We start from the raw sequence: 22,665 nt of genomic DNA, 5'->3' as shown, positions 1-22,665 counted from the left end.
CAAGTTATTTGCTCAATTTGACTGGCTCGCAATCTGCAATAAAGCCTTCTCAAACAAGTACCCTTTTTCGTAAACACCAGTCTTAATTTGATAATCTGCCTGAATAAGATAACGAATAGAATCTTGTAGGAAATTCAGAGACAATCCTCGCGTGTCACGAAGGGCAAATTTGATTTGATAGGGATTCGGATTGCGACCAAGATAGTGACCCAAACTGCTAACCATCTGTGATTCTGTCTGACCAGACTCTTGCAATATTTTTACCTGTGTATAGAGTCTAAACTGCCCTAGCATAATGGCAATCAGTTTAATCTCATCTTCTCCTTGCAAGGTCAAATCTTTAACTAAATCTCGTGCCTGATCAATTTTCTTAGTTAATATTAATTGGGTCAAATCAAAAATATTATCCTGCAAAGTCTTTGGAATGGCTTCAACAATATCTTCTTCTGTTATCAGACCACTATCCTTATAAGACAGTAAGAAGAGCAGGTTTTTCTGAATTTCACTGAATTGAAAACTAGATTTGATAAGCAATTGTTCAAAGGAATTTCCACCAAAAGTAAGTCCTTGTTCCTGAGTCCACTTTTGAAAATAGGCTCTCAACTCTTGCTCTTTAGGTTCAAGAGCCTCAAATACTGTCGCATCCCGCTTAAGTAATTTGACCAAACGTCGCTTGCTATCTAACTTGCCTTCAGCAAAGATTACTAATTTACTTGAGGGTACAGGATTTTCCAGATAGTCTTCAAAGGCCTTGAGCTCATCATCAGTTAGATAGCGTTTTTTAGCAGTTGTAATATCGATAAAATGATCTAAAATAACAATTTTTTCATCCGCAAAGAAAGGAAGACTGACCAGCTCAAGTTCCAAACTATTGTAGTCTACTTCTTTCATGTCAAAATAAGCAAAATTCAAATCTGCAGGGTCGTACCCGATTTGCTTTAGAACCTGAGTTTTCATGATGTCGTACTGTCCTTGATCAGCCCCTGTAAACAGGGTCAAACTAGGAAGGTTCGCTAAGGATAGCTTTCGACTTTCTTCTATGGCTAGCATTTATTCTCCTTTCTTTTTAATTTAGCTTCCGTTTAATCCATATAATTCAATTTTCCACGGAAATCCTCTAGGCTTTGGTATCCTTTTTCCGTCATAATTTCTTTGAGCTCCTTTGTAATACGCTCAAAAGCACCTACACCTTCTTTATGAAGAGTAGTTCCTACTTGTACCATGCTGGCACCACATAGGATATGTTCAAAGACATCACGCCCCGTTAATACTCCACCAGTTCCGATGATTTGAATTTGAGGATTTAAGCGTTGATAAAAAGCATGGACGTTGGCAAGGGCAGTTGGTTTAATGTATTCTCCACCAATTCCACCAAAGCCATTCTTAGGACGAATCACGACAGACTCATCTTCTATATAAAGTCCATTTCCAATAGAGTTGACACAGTTGACGAATTTGAGTGGGTATTTGTTAAAAATAGCTGCCGCTTGATCAAAATGTACAATATCAAAATAAGGTGGAAGCTTAATTCCTAGAGGTTTTGTAAAATACTCAAAAACTTCTGACAAGATACGATCTGTTGTTTCAAAATCATAGGCAATCTGGGGCTTGCCTGGCACATTTGGGCATGAGAGATTGAGTTCAGTTAAACCACGGAAATCACTTTCTTGCACCTTTTTTAAGATGGTATGAGTTTCCTCTGGAGACATTCCAACTAAAGATAGAAAGAATGTACGATTTGGTTCCTTTTCTTGCAATTCCAAAAGGTAGTTCAAGTAATAGTCTAAACCATTATTTGGGAGCCCCATAGAGTTAATAGAACCAAGTGGAACATCTTGATAGCGTGGTTCAGGATTTCCCTGACGAAATTCCAAGGTTGCTGTCTTAGTGACAAAGGTTCCTGCTGCTGAATTTTTGACACCTTCCAATTCCTCAATTGTCATACAAGCAACACCTGCTGCATTCATTAAGCAATTTCCAAACTCAAAACCAGCAATCTGCGTTTTCGTTGATACCATGATTCTATTCCTCCAAAATCCATTGTTTCTTTATTATTATACCATACTTTGGCAAGGAGCCTTTTAATAAAACTAACCCTATAAAAAGGTTCTGATACAGCTAATAAAACAAGCTTATTCAAATTGAAAGAATTTTTAGAAAATTTATGTTTTTTTCTTTACACTGAAAATTTTTTCTGCTATAATGTCTCATGTAATAAAATATGACAATAAAAAAAGGAGAACGATATGACATCTGCTAAAGAATATATCCAAAGCGTGTTTGAAACTGTAAAAGCTCGTAACGGGCATGAGGCTGAATTTCTCCAGGCGGTTGAAGAATTCTTCAGTACTTTGGAACCTGTCTTTGAAAAACACCCTGAGTATATTGAAGAAAACATCTTGGCACGTATCACTGAACCTGAGCGCGTAATTTCTTTCCGTGTTCCTTGGGTTGACCGTGAAGGAAAAGTTCAAGTTAACCGTGGTTACCGTGTTCAATTTAACTCTGCTGTTGGACCATATAAAGGCGGACTTCGTTTCCACCCAACTGTAAACCAAGGGATCTTGAAATTCCTCGGCTTCGAACAAATCTTTAAAAACGTTTTGACTGGACTTCCAATCGGTGGAGGTAAAGGTGGGGCCGACTTCGATCCTAAAGGCAAAACTGATGCTGAAGTAATGCGCTTCTGCCAAAGCTTCATGACTGAATTGCAAAAATACATCGGACCTTCTCTTGACGTACCTGCTGGTGATATCGGTGTCGGTGGACGTGAAATTGGTTACCTTTACGGACAATACAAACGCCTTAACCAATTTGATGCTGGTGTCTTGACTGGTAAACCTCTTGGATTTGGTGGTAGCCTGATTCGTCCAGAAGCGACTGGTTACGGTTTGGTTTACTACACTGAAGAAATGCTCAAAGCTAACGGAAACAGCTTTGCTGGTAAGAAAGTGGTTGTTTCTGGTTCTGGTAACGTTGCTCAGTTTGCCCTTCAAAAAGCAACTGAACTTGGTGCTACAGTTATTTCTGTATCTGACTCAAATGGTTATGTCATTGATGAAAATGGTATCGACTTCGACCTTTTGTCAGATGTTAAAAACAACCGTCGTGCTCGTTTAACTGAGTACGCTGCAGAAAAACCTACTGCTACTTACTATGAAGGTTCTGTATGGACTTACACTGGTAACTACGATATCGCTCTTCCATGTGCGACTCAAAACGAGATCAACGGTGAAGCTGCGAAACGCTTGGTTGCTCAAGGAGTTATCTGTGTCTCTGAAGGAGCCAACATGCCTAGCGACCTTGAAGCTATCAAAGTCTACAAGGAAAACGGTATCCTATACGGACCTGCCAAAGCTGCCAATGCTGGTGGTGTAGCTGTATCTGCTCTTGAGATGAGCCAAAATAGTCTTCGTCTTTCATGGACACGTGAAGAAGTTGACGGACGTCTCAAAGACATCATGACTAACATCTTCAACACAGCTAAAACAACTGCTGAAACATACGGTCTTGGTACTGACTACCTTGCAGGTGCAAATATTGCAGCCTTTGAAAACGTAGCAAATGCTATGATTGCCCAAGGTATTGTTTAATTCTAAAAAATGAACTCCTCACTATTCGTGGGGAGTTTTTCTGATGCAAAAAATACCTATCCAAACGGATAGGTATTTTTTATTACAATTTACCTGCTACTGCATCCAATAATTCTTGGATTTTCGCTTGGTTGCTTCCTCCTGCCATGGCCATGTCTGGTTTACCACCACCACGTCCATCGACGATTGGAGCCAATTCTTTAACCAAGTTACCTGCGTGGATGTCTTTAGTCTTGCTGGCTACAAGAAGGTTGACCTTATCACCGATTGCTGCGACAAGAACAAGCACATCAGAGTAGTCTTTTTGCTTCCAGTTATCTGCAAAGGTACGAAGAGCACCTGCATCTGAAACAGAAACTTGACTCGCAATGTAACGGTGGCCATTTGCTTCCTTAACGTCTTTGAAGACATCACCTGCCGCTGCTGCTGCAGCTTTTTCCTTCAATTCAGCATTTTCTTTTTGCAATTGACGGAGTTGTTCTTGAAGTCCTTCAACCTTGTGAGGTACTTCTTTGAGTTGAGGAGCTTTCAAGGTTGCTGCGACGGCTTTCAGTGCATCTTCTTGCTCACGGTAGGCTTCAAAGGCTTCCTTACCAGACACTGCCAAGATACGACGAGTTCCTGAGCCAATCCCTTCTTCTTTGACAATCTTGAAGAGACCGATTTCAGAAGTGTTACCTACGTGAGTACCACCACAAAGTTCAACTGAGTAGTCACCAATCGTTACAACACGGACTTCCTTACCGTATTTCTCACCAAAGAGGGCCATAGCTCCCATTTCTTTAGCGGTGTCAATGTCTGTCTCAACAGTCTTGACTGCAATAGCTTCCCAGATCTTCTCATTGACTTGTTGCTCAATAGCACGCAACTCTTCTGGAGTCACAGCTTGGAAGTGGGTGAAGTCAAAGCGTAGGAATTCCACTTCATTAAGTGATCCTGCTTGAGTAGCATGGTGGCCAAGGATATTATGAAGAGCTGCATGGAGCAAATGAGTAGCTGTGTGGTTCTTCATGACACGATGGCGACGATTGCTATCGATAGTCAAGGTGTATTCTTGGTTTAAAGCAAGAGGAGCAAGAACTTCAACGGTATGGAGTGGTTGTCCGTTTGGTGCTTTTTGAACATCTGTTACCGTCGCTACGACATTTCCTGCAGCATCCAAGATTTGACCATGGTCCGCAACCTGTCCACCCATTTCAGCGTAGAATGGTGTTTCTGCAAAGATCAATGATGCAGTCCCTTCTGTTACAGCTTCTACTTCTGCATTATCCGCTACGATAGCCACTAACTTAGAAGACAATTGGCTAGCATTGTAGTTGAAGACACTCTCAACAGTGATGTTTTGAAGGGTTTCGTTTTGCATACCCATTGAGCCACCTTTAACAGCTGACGCACGCGCACGTTCTTGCTGTTCCTTCATGGCTGCTTCAAAGCCTTCACGGTCTACAGTCATTCCTGCTTCTTCAGCGATTTCTTCTGTCAATTCTACTGGGAATCCGTATGTATCGTACAATTTGAAGACGTCTTGACCAGCGATAACCGTTTGACCTTTTTCTTTCAAGTCTGCTACGATGGTTTCTGCAAAGTGTTGACCTGAGTGAAGAGTGCGGGCAAATGACTCTTCTTCGCTCTTAACGATTTTTTCGATAAAGTCACGTTTTTCAAGCACTTCTGGGTAGTAGCTTTCCATGATCTTTCCAACAGTTGGAACGAGTTTGTAAAGGAAAGGTTCATTGATGCCCAATTTTTGACCATGCATAGAGGCACGGCGGAGAAGACGACGAAGGACATAACCACGACCTTCATTTCCAGGAAGGGCACCATCCCCAATCGCAAATGAAAGTGAACGGATGTGGTCTGCAATAACCTTGAAACTCATGTTGTCACCATCTTGGTCATAAACCTTACCAGACAACTTCTCAACTTCTCGAATGATTGGAAGGAAGAGGTCTGTTTCAAAGTTAGTCTTAGCGCCTTGGATAACGGCTACCAAACGTTCCAAACCAGCGCCCGTATCAATGTTCTTGTGTGGTAATTCCTTGTATTCGCTACGAGGTACAGCTGGGTCAGCGTTAAATTGTGACAAAACGATATTCCAGATTTCGATGTAACGGTCGTTTTCGATATCTTCTGCGAGAAGTCGAATACCGATATTTTCCGGGTCAAAAGCTTCCCCACGATCAAAGAAGATTTCTGTATCAGGTCCAGAAGGTCCAGCACCGATTTCCCAGAAGTTGTCTTCGATTGGGATCAAATGACTTGGATCTACTCCCACTTCAATCCAGCGGTTGTAAGAATCTGTATCATCTGGATAGTAGGTCATGTAGAGTTTGTCTTTAGGGAAGTCAAACCACTCAGGACTTGTCAAGAGTTCATAAGCCCAGGTAATGGCTTCGTCACGGAAGTAATCCCCGATAGAGAAGTTCCCCAACATTTCAAACATAGTATGGTGACGCGCAGTCTTCCCTACGTTTTCGATATCGTTGGTACGGATAGCCTTTTGCGCATTGGTAATCCGTGGGTTTTCAGGGATGATGGTTCCGTCAAAGTATTTCTTAAGAGTAGCAACCCCTGAGTTGATCCACAAAAGGGTTGGATCGTTTACTGGAACCAAACTTACTGATGGTTCTACTGAGTGACCTTTGGTCGCCCAGAAATCAAGCCACATTTGGCGAACTTGAGCACTAGATAGTTGTTTCATAATATCTCCTTATTACTTGTTTAATTTGATTGGCTTTCCAGCATCTCCACATAGTCAATCGCGACACAGAGGGAAATGACTAGATCTGCATAAGAGTCTTCATAGACGGTTACGGTGTAAGTTGAGGTCAAATGGAAAATCTCTTTTCGAATCTCGGCAATCACTTGGTCGCGGTCATCCAGAAGTTTAAAGTTTAAATCCCAGATATTTCCCTCAATGCGCAGACCTAGGTTGTCAAATTCATACTTATCTCGAAAGAAGGTCAACTTCTTACGAATAACGAAATTTGAACCGTTTCGTAGCTGAATAGTAAATCGAGGAAGCAAAGTGAAAAATTCTTTACTAATCTCACTGACTTGCTCACCATAGGCGTCATAGATGGTAAAGGTCTTAGGAATTTGGAAGAAAGAGCCCTCCACCTGATAGTTCACTACTCCCCTATCATCTTTAATATCGAAGCGTTCGCCTCCAAGACGAAACTTTTGTTTCACGAGAAATGTCTTCATAAACACCTCCAAAAATCAAAAGACAAGTCCATATCACGAAGGGCGAAAAACCGCGGTACCACCTTCATTCAATGAACTTGTCATTCTCTTGTTCTTATGCAATTGTCTGATTGAGTAGCATGATTTTCTATCTTAGATGGCTCGCAGCACCGCCAATTCTCTGAACTAAGATGGAGAGAAAATCAATTCTCAACATTCCTATTATACTGTTTTTTTGAGTTTGAGTCAACTGGGAAAGCAAGCACTTGCAATTTCATTATATGTATCATTATCAAATCTATTTATTGTTAAAGAATATTATTGACGAAGTAAGTCAAGCATTTCATTATTAAGTGTTTGATAACAAGATAAATAGCTATCATCAATCTCAAATGTATCTTGTAAAATAAAGCGCAAAGTATCTATCGTCTGCTGCAATTTCTTTGAATTGACTAGTTTACTATCAATCTCTGACAAGCCATGTGCCACCTTATTTCTCTCACCATTTAAGCTATTTATTAGCTTTATGGACTTAAGTAATTCAGGAGAAACTTGATAATAAGATAGAATATTTTCATATGACAAGAGATTTAAGGTTGACTGAGGGGAATAGATTCTTTCCTTCTCATCTTTTATACCCTTAGCTTTCTTAAATTCTAGATCAATGAAATCTAAGATAGCTTCAAAATCCTTGTATTCTTCATTTAACTTTGGAAAAGTTCCATCATATTTGATCAAATCTGGATAATCTTTCTTTATCTTTTCCTCGATGATAAATTCAACATAAGACTTTGATTTGATTAAGACATCAGCAACCTGCCCTCTCTCTTTCAAAACTTCAATCATTAAAAAGTAATTAAGAGCTTTTTTCTCAACTTCTGTGAGTGAATATCCCTGAATATCTTTTAAAATCGCTTGGGTTTTAAATACTTTTACAAAATCATTTAATAGATCTCTTAAACGAGCTAATTTCTTTTTAGAAAGTAATTTATTGTATTCTTTTCTAGTAACTAATTCTTCCGCAGCAAGATAATCATAAGAAGAGATTAAATTTCTTAAGTGTCGCTTGATAAGAGACTGATTAAATTTTTCAGCTTCATCTTTGATTGTACGATCTTCGTAATCCTTTTGGTTATCCTCGTTCTCGTCAAAAAGCTTCTGTTCATCTTCATTTGACAGTGGCACATACTTTCTGTTTGCAGATTTGTTAGGAGTTGCAACCTGTATGGCTTGCGTATTATAATCATTAATTCGATTTAAGGCAAATAAAGCAGAAATAATCTGAGGTGTCCCTGAGGAGAGATTTAAGATTAATTGATGATCTGTTCCAGAATATTTTTCGATAATCTGTCCCATCACTTCATACATTTTATCAAATAGATAGACTTCATCATTTTTCAGTATGATTGATTCAATAACCACTTTAGGATGATAACCCTCTATTGAACATAGTGCTTTCTCAACAAGATCTTTTTTTACTAACATTTCTTCACTATAAACCAAAACAATTTGTTCAGGTCTGTATGTTCGAGCAATATGTAATAAAGCTGCATCTCGATTATTGCTTATCGGATCTGTCGTTCCAACTGCTGAAATTAAAATTTCCAAGATATTCTACCTCTCATTATTTCAGTAATTCTAATAATTCTTTATTAAAATCCTTGTAAAAATTAAAATCCTTTTCAGTAAGTTGATACTGTTCCTTGATTAGCCCTTTTAAGGCTTTTAGAACTGGACCTAACTGTTTAAGTTCCTCAGAATCTAGTGAATCCAATTTATGAGCTATCGTATTTCGTGTTTTGTTCATTCTCAAAATCGGTTTGATTTTATTATGCAATGTCCACTCTCTTTTTTCTTGAAGGATCTTACCATAATCCCAAATCCCGATATAATATTTCTCTGAATCGTTCGCGTAATTATCCAGAAATCCTGGATAACGATTTTCGATATAGTCATCTAAGATAAACTCTGTGAGGTTTTTAATTCTTATCAGACCTTCACTAAAATTACCACGTTCTTTTTGCAAATCAATAGTCAAATAAGAATTTAATACTTTTTTCTGTTCTTCGCTCCATTTTTTCTTTTGGAGGACTTGAGGTACAGCCTGCCTATCTAATGAATCCACAATATCTTGCAACTTCTTGCGACATTCTTTCAAACCAGGAAAGTCTGATAATTGATTAGCAACCTCTAAACTTGCTTTGTAATCATATTTCGTAATAAAATCACGTAAAGTTTTCTTCATTAAGCCTTGTTTAAACTTCTCTGAAGTATCTTCAATGGTTCGGTCGATATAGTCCTGTTTGTTATCTAAGTTCGTATCAATTAGTGCGTCAATATCTTCTGAATCATCATGTCCAACTCCTGCATTTGAATCATTTTCAGGACTTGAAACTTGTACTGCCTTGACATTGATTTCACTAAGTCTATTAATCACAAACAAAGCCGATTTTACTTGAGGAGTTGCACTTGAAAGATTGAGAATAAATCCGTCGTCTTTTGTATAATACTTTTGTATAATAGCATCAAATTGTTCATACATGGTATCAAAAACAAATACATCTTCATTCAAGATAATTGGTTCATGACATACAATTTCTGGGAGGTATTCAGTATCGATAGAGTGAATTACTTTCTCAATATCATCTTTCTTACTAATTGTTCTCTCTGAAAAAACAATAATAATCTTTTCTGGACGGTATTTTCTCGCAATATGAACTAAAGCTCCATCGTGAAAATTACGGATTGGATCTGTATCACCCACTGCTGAAATTAAAACCTTCATCAACTAATCTCCTTAATTATGAAATTAGCTTTGCCCATTTCATAGAAAGACTCATCATTCATGATCAGTTTTCGAGTTGCTTGTGTTGTTTTAACACTTTTCATTGGTGCTTTTGTTAATTTCAACACTCCCTTACCAACCATCTTTGTCTTCATTCGACTATACCGTTTTTGTAAGATTCCATCCGCTTGTTGAAACAAGGTCTTTGTCCAGGCTCCACTTCCAGCTCCCAAATAGATAGGATATTGAAGATTTGGTTGAATCTTATTTTCAGGAAAATCTGATAAGAAAAATTCTTTATATTCTTTGTAAAAAGCTTGCGCTCTCTGTCCTAATTCCTCAATTAGGATTCCAGCTTCCTTAGTGGTTGTAGTAATGGTGAAATTTATTCTAGTTAAGGGTACGATTGCTTCTCTGTATAAAGGAAGAGGCTTGGCAGTTAAGGACTTGGCTGAATAATCCCATTTTTGAACTAGAATAATCTGCTCATTGTTAAATGGCTTACTATCACTAACACGAATCGCATTAAACAAGTCATTAAATTCTTGACCCTTTTTGGCACCCCATGGAATCATCTTTTTATTTTCTTTAGGACCTCTCCCACGAAAATCAATTGCATTCTTATTGTTCCAGTCAGGATTGGTGTTCATTAAGATGGTTCGAATAGCTCCCTTTAAGGAACTACCTGGAATATACGGACTCCCAAAAGGGTCTCTAATAAATTTTGCCACTTCATTTATCGTGCCTAATTTGGAATCGCGATTATTTTTTTCAATTTCCAAACCAGTCTCAACAATCCGGTAACCACCGAAATCACGATTAGATATCCGGTTATCATCCAAGAAGGAAATCAAGCGATTATTTCTGGCGTTTGGCTTTGTCTCCTGTAAAAAACGCTCAAACTTCTGATCGTATCCTTTCTCCACCATGCGATTATAAAACTTACCCATATCAGGGAAATAAAAGTATCCATTTTCATAGATAAATTCTCGAGAAGTATATTTTTCACCATTCCCAATATGGATAGGAGCCATGGCTAGGAGGCTAAATTGAAAAGTTCTATAATCTATTTTCATCTTTCTACCTCCATATTGAAAAATAGTGGCTTAGCATAGTTTAATACTTCATGCGGGAAATCAAGAGGTCTTACATCTACAATATGTCCTGTAAAGGTTTCAGAGAAAGTAGATCCAGAAGCAAACTTATATAAATCCTGCTTACGGTAATTTTCATTAGTTTCTGTACTAAAAGCAAAACCACTTGACTTACTTAGTAAATAGGAACCAGTTTCCATAGCATATTCAAGTTCCTTTTCGACCGGTAGAGAAGTTGCCAAGGTCATGACAGGTCCTTGATGGACCTTAGTAAGACGATTTTTAAGAGCATCAGGTATGTCTGTAATGGTCAAATCAAACCGTCCATAACCGCTGGAACGTTTGCCACCAATTCCTGTATACTGCAAGCTTGTCATGAGTTGATTCAAGAGGTCTGATTCGGTCGCAATCACATAGAGAGCAGACTGATCTGCAAATCGAACGGTAGAAACTTGATAAAGATGCCCATCCACATGAGGTTGGTTTTTAGTGATGATGTTTGTTACTGCATGTTCTGCGTCTTCAAAAAGAGTTCCATTTACATAAGAATCAAATTTATCCAAAGGGATAAACTGAAGTTTCTTCGCCATTTTCGCTTGACGTCTTACTTCTTTGACATCCGTTGTTAAGTCCGGCTGATCAAACTTTGGAAATCCTATCGGCTTAGGCAAAAATGGGCCTGACTTATATGGAAATGCATCTGTCAAAACGAATTCATCTTGACCTGCTAATGATACAAATTCCTCCATTTTACCCATTTTCTTTGCCTCAATAGCTAAGGCAGAAAATAATCGGTCAGCTGCAAAAGTCATTTTAGAACTATCGAGCGTACCTGCTCCAAAGTGAGCAGACTGAAAGTTCATAATATACATCTTATAGGTCATACTAGACCTCCGTAGTTAAAAGTTCATTCAATCTACTAACATCATAGTTTCCGAAAACTGTATTTGCTTTAAGATCCTCAAAAACAACTTTACCATATCCACGAGAGCCTGATCCACCTAAATAATCAAGTTCCAGGAGTTTTAATCCATCAAGAATTACTTTAAAATCCTCTTCCACTTGGTCTTCACTGTCATCTGTGATTTCATAGATTAATTCAAATGCAAAAGCACTCTTACGGATGGCACGTTCAATTTGTCTCGGATTCGCTTCAGCAGTGATACGGTCAATAGTATTTTCAAACTTAACTTCAGTGTAACTCTTGACCCCTAATGAATCTAACTCGTCCTTATTGATTAAGAAAGCATCTCTAAAAATGAGTCGCCCCATTTTATAGCGATTATCTGAACTGTTCCCAAAGAGTCGACTTAGAAGTTCGCCATCTTCTCCTGGTTTCTTAGCTAGTCGTTCATTATGTACTTTTGAAAGAAGACTGCGCATCTTGCCTTTGATACTTGAACCAGGAATAATGGGTAAGTTAGTAATAGGATCCTTGATTACAGGAGAATCAGTAGCCCCAATTGCCGCAAAAGCATTGCTGGTTCCAATATGAAGTCCTGTTTCTAGACGAATTTGTGCTGTTACTTGAATTTTTGCAAATGCCATTAATCTTTTCCTCCGTAAAATTTGAAATAAGCTACTAGTGCTTCCATATAACGACAAAAACGTTGGAGACTTTCCTTATTGTTTATTTCTTTTAAAATGTCTAGAATTTCAGCCTTTTTAACCAAGTCTTTAACCGCAGTTTCTCGGCCCGATTGATAAACAAACTGCACTCTCAAATAAGCAATTTTGTCAGCTAAATCCTTATACTCTCTAACCTTACTTTCATCAAAGAGAGTACTCGTCAAGCTTAGTAGGTTTCTAATTTTGCTAGTTGTTAAAAGGAATGCTTCAGGGTTCCTAGAATCTCTAGTGTTTCGATTCAGTGATTTAATAACATTCTCTGCCTTATCTACGTAATTATCATCTGTTAAAATTGCCATCTATGAATCCTTTCTAATCTCATAAATATATAGAAGTAAAGCTATCTCTGCTTCCTTACGTTCATTATCGCTACCTGTATACCAAGAAAAGAATAAATCTTTAAACTCTTTAAACTCCTCTTTTTTATCCTTAGAAGTTTGATCTTCTAAACGGGTCAAATAATAGGCTAATCGAGCAATATTCATACGATCGTAGTTGCGAAGGAGCTCAATAAGTCTATATACAAAACTCTTTCCTCGCTCATCTTGAATATTAAAGTAGTAACGAATGCTCTTCAGTTTCCCTTTATAGACATTGTCAATAAATCGGTCGAACTTCAAGGTATAATTTTTTTCAAAAAGTGAGATACTATCCTTGTCGTTATCCTTGGCTGCTCCTTCTAGCTTACCAGTTTCTTCAGCCATGAGGCTAACTGGAGTCTTGTCTGGAAAGAGTCCAATTCCTGCTGATAGGGTTAATTTACCATTTGTCCACTTGATAAAGTTTTGTCGGAGACAAATAGTAAACTCAATAATATCCTGCCAGGAACCGATCGCAAATACATCATCTCCACCGGCATAAATGATCGATAGTTTTTTCTCTTTGGCAAACTGGTTGATATAGACCTTAAAGAAGAGACTCATACTTCTAGAGAAGGTCGCCGAACGTGCCAGAGTATTATATTTGCCACTATCTTGATAGGAGAAACCAGCCATAAATGCTGCTCCTAGATCATCCACATCTAGTCGAACGACTGCTAATCGCTTAATCCCTTGTCCAGTTTCCCTATCCTGAGATAGTTTGGCATATTGGTCAATCTCAGCATATTTGTAATCTCCGACAAAGACATGGGTTGCTTTTAGGATATCTGTACTATAGCTATTCTTGACATAAACACGGTCCCACTCTTCTTTAGCAAGGTCGGCTTTGGAAATACCTCTAATATAGGCTCCCGGACCTATCGGGAGGCCTTTTTCTTTTGTAACAATATAGTAGCTTTCTTGTATCTCCTTGGCAAAGCGATACATTCCTGCACAGATATGGCAGACCTCTTGATCTTTATACTTGGTAAGCTTTTCGACTGAGTGGCAAATTGCACATTCTCTCTGGGAACTCTTTCCTCCTTGGTTGAGTTCAAGGAGAGTTTTGGCATCATAACGAGAAATTTTCTTTTGGGAAATCATCCGACTAGTTGTTTGGTAGACTTTTCGATAGTCGGCCAGTGTCGTTGTCATATCATTGGCAGAAAACGGACTCCAACCAAATGCTACGTATAAGCCTGTCTGGAAATGATTGACCAAAAACTGATTGAACCCTGCTTCAAAGTTAGCCAAGGTTTCTCTAGTTTTTTCGGTGTTTGGAAGGATAAAGTAGGCATGCCCTCCACCGACGTAGAGAAGATTAGCCCTTGTAAGCTCTAACTTCTCCAGTAAGCTGTCAGCGATATGTTCCCCCATGAAATCTAGATACAAGGAACGTGCTTTTAGTTGCTTGGCTGCTCCAGCTGTTGCTATATTGTAGATAAAATCCTGAATCCCTGACAAGTCAAAACTTGCTAGTAAAAAGGCCTTCTCGCTATAAAAAGCTTCTAAATCTTGCCCTAGTACCTTGTCATAGTCACGGCAATTCTTGTCTGCTAAGTAGTCCTCTATAGCTAGGGCAAAGCCAGCTGTCAGACGACTGTAGGTTGCTAGAGAAATATCCGATAATTCCTTGGTCCTTGTCGAAACAGGCACATAGGAAAGAGTAGACTCAAGGAGATTCAAAAGGGTATCTATCTCAGATTGGCTAAAGTCCAATCTCTCAAACTCTTTTTCTAAGGTTTCTACTATCAAGTCATAATCTGACTGGTCAGACGGCTCACTCGATTCCTTAGCATAGTTTGGTTCCCCGTCAAGGTCTAATAGTCGTGCATCGAGATAACGCTGACTAGGGCTATCTGAAAATACATTGAAGATATCCGATTGTTTGCTTAGGAAATCTTCTTTTCCTTGATGAATTCTTGCTGCCCCTTTTAGTCCTGAAGCAATCTTTGCCGCAGATGACGTAATATAGACCAAACTATCAGGAGCTAAATCCGTCGGCAAATTGCTAGAAGTCGCCTTGGCTATCTGCTGGGCTATTTTTTCATTATCCGAAAAGCGTCTAAACCATTCGGACCCAATGGTACCTAGGTCTTTATCATCATACCTGGAACCTTGAATCACCTTGCCGATAGCGTGCAAAAGCGATCCATAAACTAAATCAATCTTTTCTTTCTTCAAGTTCTAAACCTCCCATCCCTAAGCTAGTTTTCATACCTAGACCTGAGTATTCCCCAAATTTTAGAAGCATATTGGCGTATGCTTTCAAGGTATTTGGACCTGTAATTTTAAAGGTCAATTTCCCCCTGAAACCAGGAATTTTTTTGCCATGGACCTTAAAATAGCTGGACTCCAATCGATAGCTGGTAACCCTACTATGCTTGACCAAGTAGTCCAGGGTTTCCTCTTCGATGTCCTGACGATTCTCGACCAGACGTGCATACTTCATCATCAAACTCTGAAAGATGAGGCGCATGGTCGGAAAGAGTACGTACTCTCCCTGAGAGCGAAATCCTGTCGGAGTTTGAAAATGAATGGTGTAGAGTGACCGATCTTGGTTTTCATTAAAAAACTCAAAGAGTTGCTCCGAACTGAGATCTTGCATGGACACAGACTCTACCATGAGAGTCGGTAAATCATGAAGCTCTACTTTCTTGAGCTCCAATAGAACAGGCAAAATCTGCTTGACAGCCTCATCCGTTAGGAGATGAAGGGACCATAGAGTCTTGTCCTTTTGATGGATGATTTTTAGTGAGTAGGGATTGGTCTCCTGCTCATGTAGCCAAGTCACATAGTCAGGTTCCAGATTTTCCATGAGAAAACCTTGAAATTTTGTCGATAGGTCGTTCGGTGATTGGTCAATCCGCTTAAATGATAGTTCGATGCGTTTCATATGCCTCCTTTATTGATACAATTGCGCTTTTGGTTTCTCATGAGCGCTTTTTTCATTTACTTTTGGAATCCTTTGCCCTTATAAAACTGTCCCCTCTCGAGGTAGATAGGTATCTATACAAAATGGTTGAGCTTCCTTACACAGGAACTCAGGAATGTTTCCGGCCCCTCGCGAGGTTGAAAGGTACCTATACTTAGATGAACCCGAAAAAGTCAAAATCCAGCAGTTTGTGTTTCCGCCCCCTCGCGAGGTAGATAGGTATCTATACTCGAACTTCGCTACACGCAAGACAATAAAGCAGTGGCACAAGTTTCCGGCCCCTCGCGAGGTAGATAGGGAGATATACAAAAAAGAATTTTTGAAAAATCGTTGGAACAATTGAGTTTCCGGCCCCTCGCGAGGTAAATAGGAAGCTATACTGAAGACTTGGAATTTGAAAGAGTTTATGAGCCAGCGTTTTCGTCCCCTCTCGAGGTAGATAGGTATCTATACTGATTATTTACCACTATGATACTATTGTTTCTCCCATGAATACGTTTCCGTCCCCTCTCGAGGTAGATAGGTATCTATACTTGCAGTAATGCGAGTTGCGTTTGTGAGAGGTTACTTAGTAACGTTTCTGGCCCCTCGCGAGGTAGATAGGTATCTATACGTTTTACGTTGATGGATTTGCAGTTAGCGCATCAGAGTTTCCGTCCCCTCTCGAGGTAGATAGGTATCTATACCGATGATGTAACTGATGTTAAAGCAATGGACAAAATGGGTTTCCGGCCCCTCTCGAGGTAGATAGGTATCTATACATTCTTGGAAACAAGTCGCATATCACTTGAAAACAAAGTTTCCGTCCCCTCTCGAGGTAGATAGGTATCTATACACAATGAAAAATTTTAACTTCAAGGGATTTCAATTCCGTTTCCGGCCCCTCTCGAGGTAGGTAGTTAGCTATACAGTTATTAACAAATATCTACAAGACAACAACCGTACTTTCGTGTTTCCGTCCCTACCCAGGTAGATAGGGAGCTATACTCACAATTGCAGTAGAACGTAACTACAAAGATGAAGAAGGGTTTCCGGCCCCTTTCGAGGTAGATAGGGAGCTATACAAATTGATTTTATATCAAAGGTTTCTCTTGAATTTGTTTCCGGCCCCTAGCGAGGTGGATAGGGAGATATATAAAGGCTCGTGGTCTGTTGAGAAAGAAGTGATTCCAAGTGAGTATCCGGCCCCTCGCGAGGTAGATAGGGAGATATACGTTACTTTCTCACGGTATTGAGCAGGGTATTGGTACAAGTCCGTTTACGGCCGCTCGCGAGGTAGATAGGTATCTATACAAATTTGACTACTCAAATACTGAACTTTACACAAGCAAGTTTCCGGCCCCTCTCGAGGTAGATAGGGAGATACACCTGTTCAACGTGCTATCGAATCTGTAACTGGAAACTACGAGTTTCCGGCCCCTCTCGAGGTAGATAGGTAGCTATAAAGTGGATTGGTCTTATTAATGGGAACTGCTACTCGTTTCCGGCCCCTCGCGAGGTAGATAGCTATACAGTGTTTAATAGTCCATTGTTTGAGATTGAGGAGGTGGAGTGATGGTTTCCGGCCCCTCGCGAGGTAGATAGGTAGCTATACGTATCCTTTCAACAAAGGTAAGTTCTGGTGGGAAATAGTTTCCGGCCCCTCTCGAGGTAGATGGGTAGCTATACAGAATAAAACTAAGGGAATATCTCAAAAGAGATATAAGTTTCCGGCCTCTCACGAGGTAGATAGGTAGCTATACAAAATGAACTTACTAGAACAATACAAAGAACTACAAAGGTTTCCGGCCCCTCGCGAGGTAGATAGGTAGCTATACTATTTGCTGCATTGTATTTTTTAGGAACACAATTACTCCCGTTTCCGGCCCCTCTCGAGGTAGATAGGTAGCTATATAAAAGCATCTCAGAAGGTCAATTAGACCTACTTCTATTTCCGGCCCCTCTCGAGGTAGATAGGTAGCTATACAGTTGCTGGATACTTTCAATGGTCAGGCTGGGACGGTAACAGTTGCTGGATACTTTCAATGGTCAGGCTGGGACGGTAACAGTTTCCGGCCCCTCTCGAGGTAGATAGGTATCTATACCAATTTTAATATGAGCGAAGATGATCTTCCGTTCTGTTTCCGGCCCCTCTCGAGGTAGATAGGTAGCTATAAAGAAGAGTTGCAAGCCTTTGCAGAACTCCTTCTGTTTCCGGCCCCTCTCGAGGTAGATAGGGAGATATACCGAACCTACGGATTCTTATGAAGATTTCGTAAAAGAAATGTTTCCGGCCCCTACCGAGGTTGATAGGTAACTATACTCTCCAACTTCAACAGCGTAACTCTCTATGGTCACGTTGCTGCGTTTCCGGCCCCTATCGAGGTAGATAGGGAGCTATAAAAATGGTACTGGTTCGATGAGAAAGGGTACATGGCGTTTCCGGCCCCTCGCGAGGTAGATAGGTACCTATACCTCAAATACTGAACTATACACTAGTAAATATAGCGTTTAGTTTCCGGCCCCTCTCGAGGTTGATAGGTATCTATACGGAAATATAAAACTAGAATACGGTTCAAAATCACTAGCATTTCCGGCCCCTCTCGAGGTAGATAGGTAGCTATATTTGACGGTTACGAGGTCGAGAAAGAGAAGCGGTATTTGTTTCCGGCCCCTCGCGAGGTAGATAGGGAGCTATACAAGTACCAGCTGAACCAACACCTACTCCAGTAGTGTTTCCGTCCCCTCTCGAGGTAGATAGGTATCTATACCAGACTATCAAGATGCTAGTAATTGGGCTTTTGATGAGTTTCTGTCCCCTCACGAGGTAGATAGGTATCTATACAAAATGATGGGTCTCGATACTGGTGTGTCTAACGCGTTTCCGTCCCCTCACGAGGTAGATAGGTATCTATACTGAATAAGAGTACAATCTTTAATCAACTAGGCTTTCGTTTCCGTCCCCTCTCGAGGTAGATAGGTATCTATACTATGATGTTGGGTCGTTTGGAAACAAACACTTACACAGTTTCCGTCCCCTCTCGAGGTAGATAGGTATCTATACCCCATATCTTGTATGTAAACCTATAACAAGCACTAGATATAACCTATTGGAAACTATTACTAGTATATCATACTTTGTAAGAGTTTTCATTTCTGAATACCAAATAAATCACATATCTTTTTTATACCTCCTTAATGTATAAAGGATACTATTTTATCATTAAAATTCCTTTTGTCAAGCCCAAATATAAATTTTTTTAAACAAAAAACGAACCAGCTTGACTGGTTCGTTTTGTTTTATAAACTCCTACTTCCGATACATCTTAAACTGTAGGAAGAGGTCACTGTAGATTCCTGTCCATTTATGGTCAAATTTTTCATAAACTTCTAGGTGTTTCATTGTATCTGCATCGGGATAGAAGGACTTGTCCTCTTTTGTCTCCTCTGGGAGCATTTCCTTAGTAGCATTGTTTGGTGTTGAGTAGCCGACATACTCTGCATTCTTGAGAGCATTTTCAGGCTTCAACATGAAGTTGATGAAGGCATAGGCTGCATCTTGGTTCTTGACAGTTTTAGGAATAACCATGTTGTCAAACCAGAGGTTACTTGCTTCTGTCGGCACAACATATTTGAGGTTAGGATTCTTTTCCAACATCTGACTAGCTTCCCCTGAGAAGGTCACACCAATAGCAGCATTGTTCTGAATCATGTAACCCTTCATCTCATCGGCTACAATTGCCTTGATATTAGGAGTCAGCTCATACAGTTTATCAACCGTTTGTGACAGTTGTTGAGGATCTTTTGAGTTAAGGCTATAGCCTAGTGAGTTAAGACCTAACCCAAGTACTTCACGCGCCCCATCAAAGAGCATAATCGAATCCTTGTACTCTGGTTTCCAGAGGTCGTCCCAATGTTCAGGTGCTTCTTCCACCATGGTTTCATTGTAGACAATTCCCAAAGTTCCCCAGAAGTATGGGATAGAGTACTGGTTATTTGGATCAAAAGACTGGTTGAGAAACTCTGGACCAATATTCTCAATGCCCTCAATTTTACTATAATCCAGTGGAACTAAGAGGTCTTCATCCTTCATTTTGTTGATCATGTACTCACTTGGGATGGCAATATCATAGGTTGTCCCACCCTGCTTGATTTTCGTGTACATGGCTTCGTTGGAGTCAAAGGTCTCATACTGGACTTGAATCCCGGTTTCTTCTGTAAATTTCTCCAGAAGTTCAGGGTCGATATAGTCTCCCCAGTTGTAGATAACCAGTTTTTGACTATCACGGCTATTGATTTTACTATCAAGATGGTAAGAAATTCCCCATAAGACAAGGATAATGGCTAAAATTCCTGCTAAAAATGAATAGAGTCGTTTCATGCTTGTTCCTCCTTCTCACGTGAAATGAAGTAATATCCAACTACTAGGATAATACTAAAGAGAAAGACCAAGGCTGAAAGAGCATTGATTTCTAAGGAAACTCCCTTACGAGCCCGAGAGTAGATCTCGACTGAGAGGGTTGAAAATCCATTCCCTGTCACAAAGAAGGTCACGGCGAAGTCATCTAGCGAGTAGGTGAAAGCCATGAAGTAGCCTGCGATAATAGACGGCGTTAGGTAAGGAAGCATGATTTCCTTAAACATCTGGAACTGACTAGCTCCAAGGTCATAGGCTGCATGGATCATATCTCCATTCATCTCTTTCAATCGTGGCAAGACCATAAGCACTACGATAGGAATCGAGAAGGCTACGTGACTGGACAACACTGTCAGAAAACCAAGAGAGAACTTGAGCTGAGTAAAGAGAATCAAGAAGCTGGCACCAATCATAACATCGGGTGCAACCATCAAAATGTTATTGAGAGATAGAAAGGCTTCTTGGTATTTTTTGCGTGATTGATAGATGTAGATAGCCCCAAAAGTCCCAATAACAGTCGCAATCAAGGCTGATAGAAAGGCTAGTAAAAAGGTCTGAACCAAGATGAGCATGAGTCTTCCATCTCCAAACATGGTTTCAAAGTGAGACAAACTAAAGCCTGTAAAGCTATTCATATCATCCCCAGCATTGAAGGCATATCCGATCAGGTAAAAGATTGGCAAATAAAGGACGATAAAGACAAAGGCTAGGTAAAGATTCGATAATTTTTTCATCGTTCTCTCCTTTCCTTAGTCACCCACATAGTGATAAACATAGTCAGGATAAGAACAACACCGATAGTTGAACCCATACCGTAGTTGTCGTTGGTCAAGAAGTTCTGCTCGATGGCAGTCCCCAAGGTAATCACTCGGTTCCCCCCAATTAAACGGGTCAACATAAAGAGACTCAAACTTGGGATAAAGACCGATTGAACTCCGCTTCGCACCCCGTTCATAGACAGAGGGAAGATGACATGACGGAAGGTTTCCCACTTGGTTGCACCAAGGTCATAGCTGGCATTGATGAGATTGTTATCCATATCATCCAAGACATTGAAGATGGGCAAAATCATAAATGGAAGCTCGATGTAGCTTGCGACAAAGATAAATGAGAAATCGGTAAATAGCAACTGCTGAGAACCAATTCCAATAAATTCTAGAAATTGATTAATAGAGCCATTTTGACCAAAAATTCCGATAAAGGCATAAGCCTTGAGCAGTAGGTTGATCCAAGTTGGCAAGATGATTAGCATGAGCCAGAGTTGACGGTGTTTGAGACGAGTCAAAAAGAGGGCTGTTGGATAGCTAATCAAGAGTGTCACTAAAGTCACAATCCCTGCATAGAGAACAGAGTTAAAGCTCATTTTGAGATAGGTTAAGTTTTGTGACGCAAAATAGGATTTATAGTTTTCTAAACTAAACTGACCTTCGATGTTGAAAAATGATTGTCCAAAAATCAAGACCAAGGGTGCCAATACAAAGAGGGCAATCCAAAGCATGTAGGGCACTACAAAGAGTTTAGAGGTTGTTTTCTTCATCTCTTTCCTCCTCAATAGCGTTAATCAAACCTGCTTCCTGCTCTTCGATTTCTACGTATTCTTCGATACGAGCATCGAACTCTTCTTCTGTTTCATTGAGACGCATGATGTGGATGTCTTCTGGTTCAAAGTCCAGACCGATTTCCTCACCAACGATGGCCTTACGAGTTGAGTGGATCATCCATTCATTGCCAAGTTCGTCATAGGCGATAATCTCATAGTGAACCCCACGGAAGAGCTGCGTATCGACCTTAACTTGAAGCTTTCCTTCTTCTGGAAGGGTAATACGCAAGTCCTCTGGACGAATGACGACTTCGACCGGTTCATTTGGCTTCATCCCACCGTCGACCGCTTCAAATCGTTTGCCGTTAAACTCGACCAAGTAGTCCTCAATCATGGTCCCTGGCAAGATATTTGATTCACCGATGAAGGTGGCTACAAAGTGGTTGATAGGTTCATCGTAGATGTCAACTGGTGTCCCAGACTGAACAATCTCACCGTCATTCATGACAAAAATCCAGTCACTCATGGCCAGAGCTTCTTCCTGATCGTGAGTAACAAAGACAAAGGTGATGCCCAAGCGTTGTTGCAGTTCACGTAGTTCGTACTGCATGTCTGTCCGCAACTTCAAGTCAAGTGCTGACAAGGGCTCATCCAAGAGCACCACACGAGGCTGGTTGATAATCGCACGTGCAATAGCTACACGCTGACGTTGTCCTCCAGATAACCTACGGATAGAACGTTTTTCATATCCTTCAAGCTGTACCATCTTGAGAACTTCTAAGACACGTTTTTCGATTTCTTTTTTATCGACCTTGCGCAATCACAATGGAAAGGCAACATTTTCAAAGACATTCATGTGCGGGAACAAGGCGTAAGATTGGAAGACCGTGTGAACATCGCGCTTATTGGTCGGGATGTCATTGATACGAACACCGTCTAGCAAAATATCACCTGTCGTTGCGTCTAGCAAACCTGCAATGATATTTAGGATGGTTGATTTTCCTGAACCAGAAGCTCCTAGCAGTGTATAAAATTTTCCTTCTTCCAACTCAAAGTTAATATCCTTGAGAACCTTAGTGTCACTATCTTCAAAAACTTTAGAAACGTTTCTGAATTCGATAATTGGTTTTTTCAATTCCTCTAAATTC

Annotated in this window: 16 protein-coding genes and 1 pseudogene; 1 reads left to right on the top strand and 16 read right to left on the bottom strand. The window is 40.1% G+C overall.

Annotation, left to right across the window (positions count from 1 at the left end):
- Positions 1–12: 12 nt before the first annotated feature.
- Both holA and HMPREF9423_RS05075 read right to left on the bottom strand, forming a co-directional pair.
- On the bottom strand, positions 13–1,050 hold the full coding sequence (gene holA, locus HMPREF9423_RS05080; protein ID WP_006148250.1) for a DNA polymerase III subunit delta: 1,038 nt from the start codon (positions 1,048–1,050) through the stop codon (positions 13–15).
- A 32-nt stretch (positions 1,051–1,082) separates the two neighbouring features.
- Positions 1,083–2,018, bottom strand: coding sequence for a dihydroorotate oxidase (locus HMPREF9423_RS05075; protein ID WP_006148249.1), 936 nt, complete (start codon positions 2,016–2,018; stop codon positions 1,083–1,085).
- Positions 2,019–2,246: 228 nt separating this feature from the next.
- Between HMPREF9423_RS05075 and gdhA the strand changes: the two genes are divergently transcribed.
- Complete coding sequence (gene gdhA, locus HMPREF9423_RS05070) at positions 2,247–3,593, top strand: NADP-specific glutamate dehydrogenase (protein WP_006148248.1); 1,347 nt, start codon at positions 2,247–2,249, stop codon at positions 3,591–3,593.
- Positions 3,594–3,675: 82 nt separating this feature from the next.
- Here the strand turns inward: gdhA and alaS are convergent, their stop codons facing one another.
- From alaS to HMPREF9423_RS05000, 14 genes and pseudogenes are all read right to left on the bottom strand, one after another.
- Positions 3,676–6,294, bottom strand: a complete 2,619-nt coding sequence (gene alaS / locus HMPREF9423_RS05065) for an alanine--tRNA ligase (RefSeq protein ID WP_006148247.1) — start codon at positions 6,292–6,294, stop codon at positions 3,676–3,678.
- Positions 6,295–6,314: 20 nt separating this feature from the next.
- Positions 6,315–6,800 (bottom strand): LURP-one-related/scramblase family protein, encoded by a 486-nt coding sequence (locus HMPREF9423_RS05060; RefSeq protein ID WP_000847084.1) that lies wholly within the window; start codon positions 6,798–6,800, stop codon positions 6,315–6,317.
- A gap of 297 nt (positions 6,801–7,097) precedes the next feature.
- On the bottom strand, positions 7,098–8,387 hold the full coding sequence (csm6, locus tag HMPREF9423_RS05055) for a type III-A CRISPR-associated CARF protein Csm6 (protein WP_006148246.1): 1,290 nt from the start codon (positions 8,385–8,387) through the stop codon (positions 7,098–7,100).
- Positions 8,388–8,403: 16 nt separating this feature from the next.
- A complete protein-coding gene (csm6, locus tag HMPREF9423_RS05050) occupies positions 8,404–9,564 on the bottom strand; it encodes a type III-A CRISPR-associated CARF protein Csm6 (protein WP_006148245.1) in 1,161 nt (386 codons plus the stop codon).
- Positions 9,564–10,640 carry a type III-A CRISPR-associated RAMP protein Csm5 gene (gene csm5 / locus HMPREF9423_RS05045; RefSeq protein WP_006148244.1) on the bottom strand — a complete coding sequence of 359 codons (1,077 nt, stop codon included), beginning with the start codon at positions 10,638–10,640 and terminating at the stop codon, positions 9,564–9,566. The genes csm6 (HMPREF9423_RS05050) and csm5 overlap by 1 nt, the downstream gene beginning before the upstream one ends.
- A complete protein-coding gene (gene csm4, locus HMPREF9423_RS05040; RefSeq protein ID WP_006148243.1) occupies positions 10,637–11,542 on the bottom strand; it encodes a type III-A CRISPR-associated RAMP protein Csm4 in 906 nt (301 codons plus the stop codon). Before csm4 ends, csm5 begins: the two co-directional genes overlap by 4 nt.
- A gap of 1 nt (position 11,543) precedes the next feature.
- Positions 11,544–12,206 (bottom strand): type III-A CRISPR-associated RAMP protein Csm3, encoded by a 663-nt coding sequence (gene csm3, locus HMPREF9423_RS05035; protein ID WP_006148242.1) that lies wholly within the window; start codon positions 12,204–12,206, stop codon positions 11,544–11,546.
- Complete coding sequence (csm2, locus tag HMPREF9423_RS05030) at positions 12,206–12,586, bottom strand: type III-A CRISPR-associated protein Csm2 (RefSeq protein ID WP_006148241.1); 381 nt, start codon at positions 12,584–12,586, stop codon at positions 12,206–12,208. Before csm2 ends, csm3 begins: the two co-directional genes overlap by 1 nt.
- On the bottom strand, positions 12,587–14,830 hold the full coding sequence (gene cas10, locus HMPREF9423_RS05025) for a type III-A CRISPR-associated protein Cas10/Csm1 (protein WP_006148240.1): 2,244 nt from the start codon (positions 14,828–14,830) through the stop codon (positions 12,587–12,589). It lies immediately after the preceding gene.
- The gene (gene cas6 / locus HMPREF9423_RS05020; RefSeq protein WP_006148239.1) at positions 14,811–15,542 is read right to left on the bottom strand and encodes a CRISPR-associated endoribonuclease Cas6; all 732 of its coding nucleotides are present in this window, start codon (positions 15,540–15,542) and stop codon (positions 14,811–14,813) included. The genes cas10 and cas6 overlap by 20 nt, the downstream gene beginning before the upstream one ends.
- A gap of 3,328 nt (positions 15,543–18,870) precedes the next feature.
- Complete coding sequence (locus tag HMPREF9423_RS05015; RefSeq protein WP_006148236.1) at positions 18,871–19,941, bottom strand: ABC transporter substrate-binding protein; 1,071 nt, start codon at positions 19,939–19,941, stop codon at positions 18,871–18,873.
- A complete protein-coding gene (locus tag HMPREF9423_RS05010) occupies positions 19,938–20,711 on the bottom strand; it encodes an ABC transporter permease (protein ID WP_006148235.1) in 774 nt (257 codons plus the stop codon). The genes HMPREF9423_RS05015 and HMPREF9423_RS05010 overlap by 4 nt, the downstream gene beginning before the upstream one ends.
- On the bottom strand, positions 20,708–21,514 hold the full coding sequence (locus tag HMPREF9423_RS05005) for an ABC transporter permease (protein WP_000754116.1): 807 nt from the start codon (positions 21,512–21,514) through the stop codon (positions 20,708–20,710). Before HMPREF9423_RS05005 ends, HMPREF9423_RS05010 begins: the two co-directional genes overlap by 4 nt.
- Positions 21,495–22,652: pseudogene (locus HMPREF9423_RS05000) on the bottom strand (ABC transporter ATP-binding protein). The gene HMPREF9423_RS05005 and the pseudogene HMPREF9423_RS05000 overlap by 20 nt, the downstream one beginning before the upstream one ends.
- Between the last annotated feature and the right edge of the window lie 13 nt (positions 22,653–22,665).

The sequence above is a fragment of the Streptococcus infantis ATCC 700779 genome (genome assembly GCF_000187465.1).
Taxonomy (GTDB): Bacteria; Bacillota; Bacilli; order Lactobacillales; family Streptococcaceae; genus Streptococcus; species Streptococcus infantis.
This window is presented reverse-complemented; position numbering and strand designations above follow the sequence as displayed.

Coding starts and splice junctions, on each gene's coding strand:
- csm2 (WP_006148241.1), bottom strand. CDS start 12,586: ATGGCAATTTTAACAGATGATAATTACGTAGATAAGGCAGAGAATGTT.
- csm4 (WP_006148243.1), bottom strand. CDS start 11,542: ATGACCTATAAGATGTATATTATGAACTTTCAGTCTGCTCACTTTGGA.
- HMPREF9423_RS05060 (WP_000847084.1), bottom strand. CDS start 6,800: ATGAAGACATTTCTCGTGAAACAAAAGTTTCGTCTTGGAGGCGAACGC.
- HMPREF9423_RS05005 (WP_000754116.1), bottom strand. CDS start 21,514: ATGAAGAAAACAACCTCTAAACTCTTTGTAGTGCCCTACATGCTTTGG.
- csm3 (WP_006148242.1), bottom strand. CDS start 12,206: ATGGCATTTGCAAAAATTCAAGTAACAGCACAAATTCGTCTAGAAACA.
- gdhA (WP_006148248.1), top strand. CDS start 2,247: ATGACATCTGCTAAAGAATATATCCAAAGCGTGTTTGAAACTGTAAAA.
- alaS (WP_006148247.1), bottom strand. CDS start 6,294: ATGAAACAACTATCTAGTGCTCAAGTTCGCCAAATGTGGCTTGATTTC.
- HMPREF9423_RS05075 (WP_006148249.1), bottom strand. CDS start 2,018: ATGGTATCAACGAAAACGCAGATTGCTGGTTTTGAGTTTGGAAATTGC.
- HMPREF9423_RS05015 (WP_006148236.1), bottom strand. CDS start 19,941: ATGAAACGACTCTATTCATTTTTAGCAGGAATTTTAGCCATTATCCTT.
- csm6 (WP_006148245.1), bottom strand. CDS start 9,564: ATGAAGGTTTTAATTTCAGCAGTGGGTGATACAGATCCAATCCGTAAT.
- HMPREF9423_RS05010 (WP_006148235.1), bottom strand. CDS start 20,711: ATGAAAAAATTATCGAATCTTTACCTAGCCTTTGTCTTTATCGTCCTT.
- cas6 (WP_006148239.1), bottom strand. CDS start 15,542: ATGAAACGCATCGAACTATCATTTAAGCGGATTGACCAATCACCGAAC.
- holA (WP_006148250.1), bottom strand. CDS start 1,050: ATGCTAGCCATAGAAGAAAGTCGAAAGCTATCCTTAGCGAACCTTCCT.
- csm5 (WP_006148244.1), bottom strand. CDS start 10,640: ATGAAAATAGATTATAGAACTTTTCAATTTAGCCTCCTAGCCATGGCT.